This window comes from Prauserella oleivorans (genome assembly GCF_042685745.1).
GTDB classification, from domain to species: Bacteria; Actinomycetota; Actinomycetes; order Mycobacteriales; family Pseudonocardiaceae; genus Prauserella_A; species Prauserella_A oleivorans.
In genome coordinates this window covers 1,597,540-1,610,093 of record NZ_JBHUNT010000001.1, presented here as the reverse complement: position 1 = coordinate 1,610,093, position 12,554 = coordinate 1,597,540, and the positions used below count along the sequence as shown (strand labels likewise).

General features: G+C 70.8%; 10 protein-coding genes and 1 pseudogene. 1 reads left to right on the top strand and 10 read right to left on the bottom strand.

Annotated features, from left to right (window positions below):
* Nucleotides 1-45 precede the first annotated feature (45 nt).
* The 4 genes from ACFSZT_RS07975 to ACFSZT_RS07960 form a co-directional block, all read right to left on the bottom strand.
* Nucleotides 46-990 (bottom strand): molybdenum cofactor biosynthesis protein MoaE, encoded by a 945-nt coding sequence (locus tag ACFSZT_RS07975; RefSeq protein WP_377388453.1) that lies wholly within the window; start codon nucleotides 988-990, stop codon nucleotides 46-48.
* Between the two features lie 58 nt (nucleotides 991-1,048).
* The gene (moaC, locus tag ACFSZT_RS07970) at nucleotides 1,049-1,531 is read right to left on the bottom strand and encodes a cyclic pyranopterin monophosphate synthase MoaC (RefSeq protein WP_377388451.1); all 483 of its coding nucleotides are present in this window, start codon (nucleotides 1,529-1,531) and stop codon (nucleotides 1,049-1,051) included.
* Nucleotides 1,528-2,928: an NAD-dependent malic enzyme gene (locus tag ACFSZT_RS07965; RefSeq protein WP_377388449.1), complete on the bottom strand. Its 1,401-nt coding sequence runs from the start codon at nucleotides 2,926-2,928 to the stop codon at nucleotides 1,528-1,530. The genes moaC and ACFSZT_RS07965 overlap by 4 nt, the downstream gene beginning before the upstream one ends.
* Before the next feature lie 108 nt (nucleotides 2,929-3,036).
* Complete coding sequence (locus tag ACFSZT_RS07960) at nucleotides 3,037-3,240, bottom strand: hypothetical protein (protein WP_377388447.1); 204 nt, start codon at nucleotides 3,238-3,240, stop codon at nucleotides 3,037-3,039.
* A gap of 63 nt (nucleotides 3,241-3,303) precedes the next feature.
* Between ACFSZT_RS07960 and ACFSZT_RS07955 the strand changes: the two genes are divergently transcribed.
* Nucleotides 3,304-5,544 carry a helicase-associated domain-containing protein gene (locus ACFSZT_RS07955; RefSeq protein WP_377388445.1) on the top strand — a complete coding sequence of 747 codons (2,241 nt, stop codon included), beginning with the start codon at nucleotides 3,304-3,306 and terminating at the stop codon, nucleotides 5,542-5,544.
* Between the two features lie 286 nt (nucleotides 5,545-5,830).
* Here the strand turns inward: ACFSZT_RS07955 and ACFSZT_RS07950 are convergent, their stop codons facing one another.
* The 6 genes and pseudogenes from ACFSZT_RS07950 to ACFSZT_RS07925 form a co-directional block, all read right to left on the bottom strand.
* Nucleotides 5,831-6,307, bottom strand: coding sequence for a DUF742 domain-containing protein (locus tag ACFSZT_RS07950; protein WP_377388443.1), 477 nt, complete (start codon nucleotides 6,305-6,307; stop codon nucleotides 5,831-5,833).
* Complete coding sequence (locus tag ACFSZT_RS07945; protein WP_377388441.1) at nucleotides 6,300-6,719, bottom strand: roadblock/LC7 domain-containing protein; 420 nt, start codon at nucleotides 6,717-6,719, stop codon at nucleotides 6,300-6,302. The genes ACFSZT_RS07950 and ACFSZT_RS07945 overlap by 8 nt, the downstream gene beginning before the upstream one ends.
* Nucleotides 6,720-6,832: 113 nt before the next feature.
* Nucleotides 6,833-7,444, bottom strand: a complete 612-nt coding sequence (locus ACFSZT_RS07940; RefSeq protein ID WP_377388439.1) for a GTP-binding protein — start codon at nucleotides 7,442-7,444, stop codon at nucleotides 6,833-6,835.
* Nucleotides 7,425-8,384 carry a DUF742 domain-containing protein gene (locus tag ACFSZT_RS07935; protein ID WP_377388437.1) on the bottom strand — a complete coding sequence of 320 codons (960 nt, stop codon included), beginning with the start codon at nucleotides 8,382-8,384 and terminating at the stop codon, nucleotides 7,425-7,427. Before ACFSZT_RS07935 ends, ACFSZT_RS07940 begins: the two co-directional genes overlap by 20 nt.
* A gap of 77 nt (nucleotides 8,385-8,461) precedes the next feature.
* Nucleotides 8,462-8,920 (bottom strand): roadblock/LC7 domain-containing protein, encoded by a 459-nt coding sequence (locus tag ACFSZT_RS07930; RefSeq protein WP_377388435.1) that lies wholly within the window; start codon nucleotides 8,918-8,920, stop codon nucleotides 8,462-8,464.
* A 3-nt stretch (nucleotides 8,921-8,923) separates the two neighbouring features.
* Nucleotides 8,924-12,006: pseudogene (locus tag ACFSZT_RS07925) on the bottom strand (sensor histidine kinase).
* Nucleotides 12,007-12,554 lie beyond the last annotated feature (548 nt).

The window sequence follows — 12,554 nt, the reverse complement described above, 5'->3', positions numbered from 1 at the left end:
GAGCGGCAGACACGGCGGGCTGGGCGGGCTCGCGCCGTCAGCCGGTCAGGGCGAGTTGACCCACTCGTCGGTGCCGTCGGTGAACTTCTGGTGCTTCCACACCGGGAGCCGGGCCTTGATCTCGTCCACCAGCTCCGAACAGGTGGCGAATGCCTCGCCCCGGTGGTCGGCGGCCACCGCACACGCCAGCGCCACGTCCCCGATCTCCAGCGCACCGATCCGGTGGCTCACCGCGACCGCCCGCACGCCCGTGCGGTGTCCGGCCACGTCGGCGACGACCCTGGCCAGCACATCGCCCGCCGTCGGGTGCCCCTCGTAGTACAGGGACTCCACCGACCGGCCGTCGTCGTGGTCGCGGACCACGCCACCAAAGGTCACCACAGCCCCGGCAGCCGACTCGCTCACCAGGTGCGCGTGCTCCTCGACCGACAGCGGGGTGTCCGTCACCTGCGCCAGAGCGATCCGCGCCGTCCCGCCGCTGAGGGACTCGCGCGGCTCGGCGACGGGCTCGGGCCGCGGATGGTCGCCACCCGCGATCTGCTCGACGGCGTGGTCGAGCACCCCGTCGAGAACGGCGAGCCCGTCGGTCACGCCACCACGCGACCCCGGCAGGTTCACGATCAGCGTCCGCCCGGCCACCCCGGCCAGACCCCGGGAGAGCATCGCCGCGGGCACCTTGTCCTGCCCGGCCGCGCGCACCGCGTCGGCCAGGCCCGGGACCTCGACGTCGAGCAGTGGAGCCGTCGCCTCAGGAGTGCGGTCGGTCGGCGAGATGCCGGTGCCGCCCGTCGTGATGACGACGTCCACCTCGTCGCGCAGACAGTCCCGCAACGCCTGCGCCACGGGCTCGCCGTCCGCCACGACCACCGGATCCGGCGTCGTGTACCCGCGCTCGGTGAGCCAGGCGGCGATCACCGGGCCCGTCCGGTCGGCGTAGACCCCGGTCGCGGCCCGGTTCGACGCCACTACGACCCTCGCCGTGCGATTCATCGCTTCTCCCGTGTCTCGCGGCCCACGCGGGCCGGGCCGGCGAACAGAGCCTCGTCGTTCATCGGCCCTGCTCCTCGCGGCGCCAACGGCCCGTCTTACCGCCATCCTTGGCTTCGAGCCGGACCTCGTCGAGTGTCGCGGCCGGATCGACCGCTTTGATCATGTCGTGCAGGGTCAGACCCGCGACGGCGACGGCCGTCAGCGCCTCCATCTCGACCCCGGTGCGGTCGCTCGTGCGCGCCATCGCCTCGATCCGCACGCTCTGGGCCTCGAGTTCGAAGCTCACATCCGCCTTCGTGAGCGCGATCGGGTGGCACAGCGGGATCAGCTCGCTGGTGCGCTTGGCGCCCATGATGCCGGCGATCCGCGCGGTCGCCAGGGCGTCACCCTTGGGCAGGCCGTTCGCTGAGAGCAGCCCGATGACCTCGGCCGTAGTCCGGACCCGGCCCGTGGCGACCGCGGTGCGGGCCGTGACGTCCTTGCCCGACACATCCACCATGCGGGCCGCGCCCGACTCGTCGACGTGGCTCAGTTCACTCACGACGTCGAGGCTACTTCTTCCTTCCTTGCCGCGGACTTCACGGCCTCGGCAACGGCCGGTGCCACCGCCGCGTCGAACACGCTCGGCACGATGAACGAGGCGTTGAGCCGGTCGTCCACCACGTCGGCGATGGCGTTGGCCGCGGCGATCAGCATGTCGTCGTCGATGTGGTGGGCCTGCGCGTCGAGCAGACCGCGGAACACACCCGGGAACGCGAGGACGTTGTTGATCTGGTTCGGGTAGTCGCTGCGGCCGGTGGCCACGACGGCGGCGTGCTTCTGCGCCTCCAGCGGGTCGATCTCCGGGTCCGGGTTGGCCAGGGCGAACACGATGGGGTCCTCGGCCATCGTGGCGACGTGTTCGGCACCGAGGATGTTGGGCGCGGAGACGCCGATGAAGACGTCGGAGCCGACGAGCGCGTCGTGCAGGCTGCCGGTCATGCCGTCCTTGTTGGTGTTCTCGGCGACCCAGTGCAGGTTGGGGTCCATGCCCTCGCGGCCGGAGTGGACGATGCCGTCGATGTCGACGGCGACGATGTCGGCCGGCGCCTTGCGCAGGAGCAGGCGGATGATCGCCGAGCCCGCGGCCCCCACCCCGCTGACGACGATGCGGCACTTCTCGATCGGCTTGCCCACGACACGCAGCGCGTTGCGCAGCGCGGCGACCACGACGATCGCGGTGCCGTGCTGGTCGTCGTGGAAGACCGGGATGTCCAGCTGCTCACGGAGCCGGGCCTCGATCTCGAAGCACCGCGGCGCGGCGATGTCCTCGAGGTTGATGCCCGCGTAGACGGGCGCGAGCGCGCGGACGATGGCGATGATCTCGTCGGTGTCCTGGGTATCGAGGCACACCGGCCACGCATCGACGCCGGCGAACTTCTTGAACAGCGCCGCCTTTCCTTCCATCACGGGAAGCGCGGCGGACGGGCCGATGTTGCCGAGGCCCAGCACGGCGGAGCCGTCGGTGACCACGGCGACCGTGTTGCGCTTGATCGTCAACCTGCGGGCGTCGTCCGGGTTGGCGGCGATGGCCTGGCAGACGCGGGCGACACCGGGCGTGTAGGCGCGGGAGAGGTCGTCACGGTTACGGAGCGCGACCTTGGGGCTCACCTCGAGCTTGCCGCCGAGGTGCATGAGGAACGTGCGGTCGGACACCTTCCGCACGTGCACGCCGGGCAGGGCGTCGAGCGCGGTGGTGATGTCCTCGGCGTGGTCGGCCGAGGCCACGTTCGCCGTGATGTCGATGACGATGGCGTCGGCGTGCGACTCGACGACGTCGAACGCGGTGAGCACGCCGCCCACCTTCCCGACCGCGGTCGTGAGGTCCCCGGCCGCGCTCGCCGACGGTGGCGCCTCGAGCCGTACGGTGATCGAATAACCCGGACCGGGAACCGGCATTTCACTACCCCCGCGTCAAAGAAACGAGCTGGATACGGGTGGAAACACTAGTCCCGTGGCCGGGGTCACCGTCGCCCGGCAGGGTGACCGAGCAGTAACAACACGGCACTAGCCGCGCTTGTTGATCTCCGTCTCGGGGTGCTCGTAGGGCACCGTCTCGAGCGGGAACGTCATGTCACCGTACGGGGAGAGCGCGCCCTGCCGGTCGGCCGCGAGCTCCGAAACGGGGTGCGCGCCCTCCGGCACCTGCGGCCAGTTCGGGTCGATCCGCTTGGTCTTGCGGCTGTCGGCCTTCGCCACGTCGTCCTCCATAACTCGACCAACGATGAACACAGTGTGCCCGATGCCGCCGCACGCGAGATATCGTGGTCTGCGATGGCCGCCATCTCTCTCGCGGACTGGCTGCGCTCGGCTTCCGACGACACGTTGACCGAACTGCTGCGCGCGCGCCGCGACCTCGCGACTCCGCCCCCTGCCGACTCGGCGGTGCTGGCGACCCGTGCCGGAACGGCCGGTTCGATCGCGCGGGCCTGCGAGAACCTGGACACGGCGACGCTGTCGGTGCTGGAGGCGCTGGTCGTGGCCGGCGCCGACACCGAGCCGGTCGGCCGGGATACGTTGAGCGAGCTCCTCGGCACCGATCCCGGCCCGGCGCTGGACCGCCTGCGCGGGCTCGCCCTCGCGTGGGGTGACGACGACGCCCTGCAGGTCGCACCCGGTGCCCGCGAGACTTTCGGACCCTTCCCCGCCGGACTGGGCTCGCCGGCGCCGGCGCTCGCGAAGACCGACCTCGCCGCCGCACTCGCGGAGATCGGCGAGGACGAACGCGCGCTGCTCGGCAAGCTGTCCGCCGGACCACCGATCGGCCGGACCCGGGACGCCGCCACCGACGTGCCGCTCGAGCTGGCGGCCAACCCCGTCCAGCGCCTGCTGGCCCGCGGGCTGCTGCTGCGCCGCGACGACCAGACCGTCGAGCTGCCGAGGGAACTGGGGCTCGCATTGCGCGGCGGGGTGATCCACCCGCCCGGCACGCTGCGCGAACCGGACCTGCCGACCAACCCGCATCAACAGTCCACAGTAGACGAGGCGGCCGCCGGTGAGGCCATGGAGTTCCTGCGGCACCTGGAATCGGTGCTGCGGGCGTGGTCACAGCAGCCGTCGCCGGTGCTGAAGTCCGGCGGGCTCGGCGTGCGCGAGGTCCGGCGGCTGGCCAAGGAACTCGACATCGACGAGCCACGGGTCACGCTGCTCGCCGAGCTCGCCGCCGGAGCGGGCCTGGTGGCCGCGAGCGACGACCCGAACGCCGAGTGGGTTCCGACCACGCTCACCGACTCCTGGCTGTCGTCGCCACCGGCGGTCCGCTGGATGACCATCGCCCAGGCCTGGCTCGACCTGCCCCGGTTGCCCGGGCTCGCGGGTCAGCGCGACGCCAAGGACAAGACGCTCGTCCCGCTGTCCGAGGAGCTGCGCCGCCCGCAGGCGCCGACCCTGCGGCGCCGTGTGCTCGACACGCTCGCCGAGCTGCCCTCGGGCGCGGGGATCAAGAGCGTCGACGAGCTGGTCGCGCTCCTCGCCTGGCGAGCCCCGCGCCGGGGTGGGCGGCTGCGCGACGACATCGTCCGCTGGACCATGGCCGAGGCGTCGGCGCTCGGCGTGGTGGCACTCGGCGCGCTGACGTCGGCGGCGGGCGCCTTGCTCGACGACGACCCGCACCTCGCGGCGAGCGCGATGGCCGACGCGATGCCGCAACCGGTCGACCAGGTGCTCGTCCAGGCCGACCTGACGGTCGTCGCGCCCGGACCGCTCGAGGCGGAGCTGGCCACCGAGATCACCGCGGTCGCCGACGTCGAGTCGGCCGGGCACGCCACCGTCTACCGCGTCACCGAGGACTCCGTCCGGCGTGCGCTCGACACCGGCCGGACCGCCGACGACCTGCACGACCTGTTCCGCACCCATTCGGCCACGCCGGTGCCACAGTCGCTCACGTACCTCATCGACGACGTCGCCCGCAGGCACGGGCGGCTGCGCGGCGGCGCGGCGGCATCGTTCCTGCGCTGCGACGACGAGGTGCTGATCGCCGAGGTCCTGCGTACCGCGGCCGCGCGCGACTACGAGCTCCGCAAGATCGCACCGACCGTCCTGGTGAGCCCCTACCCGCTCGCGGAACTGCTGGACGCGTTGCGGTCGGCGGGCTTCACGCCGGCCGCCGAGGGCCCCGACGGCCGAATCCTCGACCTGCGGCCCAGCGGCCGGCGCATCCCGGCGCGCGGCCGGCCCGCCCGCCGTACCGTGCCGCAACCCGGTCCGATCAGCCCCGAGCAGGTGGCGGCCGTGCTGGCGCACATCCGTGCGGGTGACCGTGCCGCCACAACCCGGCGCGGCACGACCGTGCGGCTGCCCGCGGGCGGGGGCGCCGACACGTCGGCGACCATGGCCCTGCTCGCGCGGGCCACGCGGGAACAGCGGGAGGTCTGGATCGGGTTCGTCGACTCGCACGGCACCGCGAGCCAGCGCGTGGTGACACCGGTGCGCGTGGGCGGCGGCATTCTCGAAAGCGCGGAGAACGAGCGCTATCCCCTCCACCGCATCACCTCGGCGGCGCTGGTGGAGGACTGAACCTCCTCGCCCGATCGGTGATTGACACCGGTCGTCGACGACGGGCAAGGTCGCCGGTTACCGCAGGTCCCGGGGGCACTCGACGCGGCAACCAAGATGCGTATCCAGCAGCAGTGCCCGCCCGGCAACGCGTGTTTCTGGAAGTCGCGCTATGTCGGTGGACGCTTTCACGCCTATCCGATCCGTCGCGGGGCGGGATTTGTGGATCGACCGAATTTCCCGCCGAGCGCCGGCCCGGGCGCGGAAGCACACCGGGCCGGCGCCACCCGCGGCGTGGCGACCGGGGCTACAGAGCCCGCAGGCCGTCCAGAATCCGCTCCATGAACGCCTGCGACGAGCGGTCGTTCAGCATCATGTCCGACTGCTGGATCACCAGGGCGCCTGCCTCGGCCAGGTCGGCGACGATCACCTTCACCACGCCGAGCGGGAGCCGCGCATACGCGGCGATCTCCGCGATCGAGCGCACCTCGACACACAGATCGCAGATGAACCGCTGCACGGTCGTCGCCGCGCCGACATAGCGCCTGCCCTGCTCGCTGGTCTCCACCAGCGATTCGATCTGCAGGTCCTTGCCCGGCCGCGTCCGGCCGCCCGTGCGCGCGTAGGGCCGGACCAATGACCGATGTTCGTACCGCGTCGGGGCTGGCGGCTGCCTGTGCGTGAGCTTGGGCAGGCTGCTGAGGTCGAAGCGTTCCGGCGAGTCGAAGGCTTCCCGGCCGGTGCCCTGGTGCAGGGCCTCCCATGCGTCCAATCCGTTACCCACGCACCCCGCCCTGCAACTGCGCACGCAACTCTGGAGTCAGCTGCTGGCCGACGCGGTCGACGAGCAGCGTCATCTCGTAGGCCACCGTGCCGATGTCCGAATTCGGCGCGGCCAGCACCGCCAGACACGAGCCGTCACTGATCGACATCAGGAACAAGTAGCCCCGTTCCATCTCCACGACGGTCTGGTTGACGTTCCCGGCCTCGAAGCAGCGAGCCGCCCCGAGCGTCAGCGACACCAGCCCCGACGCCACCGCGGCCAGCTGGTCGGCACGCTCCCTCGGCAGCCCGTCGGACGCGGCGAGCATCAGCCCGTCCGCCGAGACCACCACGGCATGCGCCGCACCGGGCACTCTGCGCACGAAATCGCTGACGAGCCAGCCGAAGCTACCCCGATGACCCGGAGCCGTCACTGTCCCTCCTCGCGTGCGCACACGATCCGAACAGCCAGACTATTAGCCTGGTCAATCCTCCTCGAGCGCGAGCCCCGTCCACGCGCGCGGTGCACGCGAGCCGCGGGCACCGGTCAGCCGGGTTGCAGCGCGCTGTCGTGTGCGATCGCGTGCTTGACCACCGAGATCAACACCTGTTTCGCCGATTCCCGCTCGCGCACGTCACAGGCCATGATCGGCACTGACGGCGAGATCGTCAGCGCGTGCCGCACATCCTCGATCGAGTGATGCAGCAGCCGGTCGAAGCAGTTGATCGCCACGATGTAGGGCAGCTTGCGGTTCTCGAAGAAGTCGATCGACGGGAAGGCATCGGCCAGCCGCCGCGTGTCGACCAGCACGACGGCACCGATCGCGCCGTAGGCCAGGTCGTCCCACATGAACCAGAATCGGTGCTGGCCGGGCGTGCCGAACACGTACAGCACGAGGTCGGAGTCCAGGGAGATGCGGCCGAAGTCCATGGCGACCGTGGTGGTCATCTTGTTCGGCGTGGCCGACAGGTCGTCCACGGACACGCTCGCCTCGGTCATCGACGCCTCCGTGGTCAGCGGGTCGATCTCCGAGATCGCGCCGACCAGCGTCGTCTTGCCGACACCGAATCCGCCCGCGACCACGATTTTGGCCGAGGAGGTGGGACCACCCGCCGCGGCGGGTGTGTTCGCGTCGGTGTCAAAGTCGCCGAAGGCCACTGAGAACCCTTTCCATGAACTCGATACTGGGCCGGTCCCCCACCATGGAGTCCGCGGAGTGCACGAGCACAAGCCCGAGACCGGCAACGTCACCAACAAGGACCCGCACCACGCCGAGCGGCAGCCGGAGCAGCGCCGCCACCTCCGCGACCGACCGGGTGTCCAGGCATAGCCCGCAGATCGACCGGTGCTCGGGCACCCGCACGCGCTCCAGCCGCCTGCCCCGTTCGGAGGTCTGGACGAGCGCCTCGAGTGCGAGGTCGTAAGCAGGGCGGGTCCTGCCCCTCGTCCGGAAATACGGCCGGACCAGGCCCGACGACTCCATCGGGCTCTCCGGTTCGGCCCAGCCACCGGGTTCGGCCCAGCCACCGGGTTCGGCTCGCGTACCTGGGTCCGCCGACGCCTGCCTGGGAACGGGTGAGGGCACGAACCGCTCGCGTGGGGCCGGGTCGTCGTCGAGCGAGCGTTCGGCGAACGCGGCGAAAGCGGCCGACTCGTCGGTGTGCTCGCCGAACCCCTCGAACCCCTCGACCCCTTTGAACCCCTCGAATCCGCCGAAACCGGTCGAGCCGGAAGGGCCCGTCGAGCTGTCGAAGCCCCGGGACCGGTCGAAGCCCGCCGAGTCGTCGAAACGGGCGAACGCGTCGAAGCCACCGCCGCCCATGCCGTAGAGCTCGGAGCCAGGGCCGCTGAACAGCCGCTGCCGGTACTCCGCGACATCGAACTCGGCCGGGTCACCGCGGTCGTCGTCGGCACGATGCAACCATTCGCCCGTGTCGATCGGGCTGTCGGCGCGGTGCGAGGCAGGTCGCACCGGTTCCCGGTTCCGGTCGTCGGGTTCGGCGTTGCCGAGGTCCTCGTCCGGCCCCTCCTCCGGCCACGGGCCGGGCGGAATTCCCCGGTCGAGCCGTCGGTCACCTCGTGAGTGCCCGGAATCCACGGCGGTCTCCTCAGTGTGTGCTCACTGTGCTGGATGCCTGATCGGAAACGTGTTCGCCATGCGATCTCGGCGACTGCTCACCGGCGCGCGCTGCCCTGGAGCTGAGCGCGCAGTTCCGGCGTCATCTGCTGGCCGACCCGATCGACCAGCAACGTCATCTCGTACACCACCAGGCCGATGTCGCTGTCCGGCGCGCCGAGCACAGCCAGACAGGAGCCGTCGGACACCGACATCAGGAAGAGGAAGCCGTTGGCCATCTCGACCACGGTCTGAGCCACCGGGCCGCCCTCGAAGACCTGGGCTGCACCACGCGCCAGACTCGTCAGGCCGGAGGCCACGGCGGCGAGCTGGTCGGCTCTGTCCTTCGGCAACCCCCGGGACGCCGCGAGCAGCAGCCCGTCCGCCGAGACGACGACGGCGTGCGCCGCACCGGGCACCCGGTGCACGAAGTCCGTGATGAGCCAAGCGAAGCTCCCGGTCTGTCCGGAACTGCCCTGTTTGGGCGCCCCCGGCTGCATCGAACCAGCCCGTGTCAACTCTTACTCCTTCGCCCCGTTGTCGCCTGTTCGGTCGTCCGAATCGTGCGACGACACAGAATCGAATCGTGTGCCTCCGCCGGCCGGCTCCTCCAGCGCGTGCCGGCCGCTCTGGTATCCCCGCTGGAAGCTCGCCATGCGGTTGCGCGCGGCCTCCGCCGATCTGGCGATGGCCTCACGCCCGGGCTTGCCCGCCGTCATGTCGGTGAATGCGTTGCCGCCCGCCGACCGGACCGAACCCGGCACCAGGTAGGCGTTGGGCACGCGCTTCGGCAAGCCGGCGGGGGTGATCTCCTCCCCCTTCGGCTCGAGCAGGGCGTGAGCCGCCTGCCACCCGGTGTCGGACACGCTCTGCCAGCCCTCCTCCTCGGGGGACCCGGTCCGGTCCTCGGCACGGTCGCCGCTCTCGTCCTGCTGCTCCGCCTCGGCCGGCTCGGGTTCGGCTTCCTCGCTGAACCACCGCGAGAGCACGGACTGGTAGATCGGCAACCTCTTGGTCGGCACCTCGTCCTCCAGTGCGCTGCCGTTGCTCGCGTGGGGCTCGGCGGCCGCGGCCGGTTCCGGCACCACCGGAACGTAGCGTGGCTCGCGTTTCGGCAGGGACAGCGGGTTGTCGGCGTCACCGGACGCGGCGCCGTCGGCGTGCGGTTCGGGCGATTCGGCCGGCCACTGCGGTTCCTCCCCCGGTCCGGGAGGGGGCGGCTCGGCGGAGGCGGGGCTGACGAACGGGCCCGCCGCCTTGGCGGCGCCGCCGACGAGATCGTCGAGACTGATCGGCTGCTCCAGGGGCTTGAGACCGGCGTTGTCGGCCGGGGCACCCGCCTCGATGTTCGGCCGCGGGAGCGCGGAGGTCCGTGCACTGTCCACAGTATCCGGTTCGGACACCCTCGGGGACGCGTCGGCGGCCGGCTCCTCCGGCTGGTCGAGCCGGCGCATCGGCAGCTCGGCCGCGGCGGGGACGCCGGCGAAGGAACCGTTGTGGTGCCCCGCCATCCGCGGCATGGCGGCCGGCTGGGGCGTCTGCGGTTGCTGCGTCAGCAGCTCGGCAGGCACGACGATCCGGGCGATCACACCGCCTTCGATGTCCTCGTTCTCCCGCAGCCGCACCTCGATGCCGTGCCGCTTCGCCAGCCGCGCCACCACGTAGAGGCCCATCCGCCTCGTCACCGACACGTCGAGGTCCGGCGGGTCGGCCAACCGCGCGTTGGCCTTCGCGAGCTGCTCCTCGGTCATGCCGACGCCGCGGTCGGTGATCTGGATGGCCAGTGCGCGCTTGCGGGTCACCACGGCACGCACGGAGATCTTGGTTTCCGGCTCGGAGAAGTAGGTCGCGTTGTCGAGCAGCTCCGCGAGCAGGTGCACGAGGTCGTGGATGGCTCTGCCCTGCACGGCGACGTCCGGTATCGAGCCGACCTCGACCCGCGCGTACTGCTCGATCTCCGACACCGCGGCCCCACCACGTCGGCGGCGGGCACGGGACGGGACACCGACTTCGACAGCCCCGCGCCGGAGAGCACCAGCAGGCTCTCGCCGTTGCGGCGCAACCGGGTGGCGAGGTGGTCGAGCTCGAACAGGCTCGCGAGCTGGTCCGGGTCCTGTTCGTCGGCCTCGAGCCGGTCGATCACGCCGAGCTGGCGTTCCACCAGCCGCTGGCTGCGCCGCGAGAGGTTGACGAAGATGCCGTTGACGTTCTCGCGCAGCAGTGCCTGCTCGGCGGCCATCCGGATGGCGCGTTCGTGCACCACGTCGAACGACCGGGCGACCTCGCCGATCTCGTCCTTGGTGTCGACCGGCACCGGCGCGATGGCGCCCTGCGAGGCCTCGATGGGATTCGGGTCGGCCAGGATGCGCCGCACGGTCTCGGGCAGCCGCACGTAGGCGACCTCCAGCGCGCTGCTGCGCAACACCCGCAGCGGTCCGAGCAGCAACCGGGCGACCGCGAACATCAGCAGCAGCGCGGCCACGAGCGCGGCGAGCACGATGCCGGAGTCGCGCCAGGCGGCTGCCGTCGCGGAGCCGGCCAGGCTGTCGGCGTGCGCCCTCAGGCCGCCGAGGAGCTCCTCCTCCACGGTGCGGAACCTGTCGAGGGTGACGGTGGTGTCGTTGGCGAGTTCGGCGCTGTTGATGGCGAGTGGTTCACCGAACTCCGCCCGGACGAACGCCTGTTCCCGCGTGCGCTGCCTGCCGTCGACCTCGGGTCCGCTCACGGTGTCGATGAACAACTGCCGCTGATCGGGGGAGGCGAACGCCGTGAAGGTCTCGATCGACGCCTCGCTGCCCGCGAACGCCGCCCGCGCCTGGTCGAGCAGGTCGGCGCGGAACTCGTTGTGCAGCGCGGCGATCTGCAACGCCGCGTCCTGCCGCGCGACGAACTCCTTCGCCTCGCTGAGCGCCTGCACCGTCGTGCCCTCGCGCAGGAGGTCCTGGTCGGTGATCGCGGTGTTGACCTCGCGACCGAGCCGGACAAGTTCGTCCACAATCGACGAATAGGTGGACAGCGCGGAAACGTCCGAGTAGGGCGAGGTGTCGATCGCGTTGCGCAGCGGACCGAGCGCGTCAAGCCGTTGAATGCCGCGGTTGTACCGCTCGCGCGCGGCCGGATCGTCGGTCTCCAGGTCGTCGGCCACGTCGCGCAGCTCGGACACCACCCGGTCCACCTGCAGGATCTGCGCGTCGAGCGCTCCGTCCCGCCGCGGATCGCCACCCGAGGCCACCTTCGTGACGGCGAGGATCCGTTCGGCCTGGAGCTCGTGGACCACACTGGTGATCTTGTCGGCGAGTTCCACCTGCTCGGCGGTCTGCTGGAACTCCTCGGCCTGGCCGAGCGCGTCGTACACCCGCAAGCCACCCAGTACCAGGGCCGTGACCGTGGGTATGATCAACACGAGCGCGAGTTTGGACCGCAGCTTCCAGTCCCGCGGTCCCCGGCGAGAGCGACTCTGCTCAGCGACGTCGTCCCGGGCCGACGGGGAGGCATCCGCCCCGGCGGCCGGACCGTCGCCGTCCCCGGCGAGTCCCTTCTCCGCCTTCTCGTCGAGCACTACGAGCACACTCCCAAATTCCGAGCCCTGCAGCTCCACGGACATCCACTAACCGACTGGATGTCGTTCATCCCAGTTGTCCGGTTTGCGCTCGGCCGGACCGCACCACAGAAGCCTCGGTGGCGGCTCAGCGCCCGGTTCCCCAACCGCACCGACATGGCTCCTGCGTCGCCCTTTCGAGTTATCGCGCCCAGGCGGAAAACGCTGGACAGCCCTGCCTCGACAGGCTTGCCGTAGCGCGGTGAACGCCCCATCGCTCAGCCATTGCAGGCACTCTTTCACTGACGTGGTGGTCTGTACCGAGATCGCAGGGGCAGAGAGTAGCGAAGCTCGTGTGAACATGTAACCCTTACAGGCGAGACCGGTGGATCAGCACCAACAGGGCTAACGCCGGTTCCGGTGAGCTGTCCCAACGTCGAGCAGGGTGAACACGAGGAGTAGCCCCCGACGATGACGCACTGAAGCCAAAGAGTGATTTGCGCCACCTACCCGACGGTAGTGAGCACCCATTGTGATCGGTTCGGAACTTTCTCTACAGTGGCCGCGTAACGCCGTGGACCAGGTATGGACCAATGCCTCGTCCACGCGATGAC

Coding starts and splice junctions, on each gene's coding strand:
- ACFSZT_RS07975 (WP_377388453.1), bottom strand. CDS start 990: ATGAATCGCACGGCGAGGGTCGTAGTGGCGTCGAACCGGGCCGCGACC.
- ACFSZT_RS07955 (WP_377388445.1), top strand. CDS start 3,304: ATGGCCGCCATCTCTCTCGCGGACTGGCTGCGCTCGGCTTCCGACGAC.
- ACFSZT_RS07965 (WP_377388449.1), bottom strand. CDS start 2,928: ATGCCGGTTCCCGGTCCGGGTTATTCGATCACCGTACGGCTCGAGGCG.
- ACFSZT_RS07960 (WP_377388447.1), bottom strand. CDS start 3,240: ATGGAGGACGACGTGGCGAAGGCCGACAGCCGCAAGACCAAGCGGATC.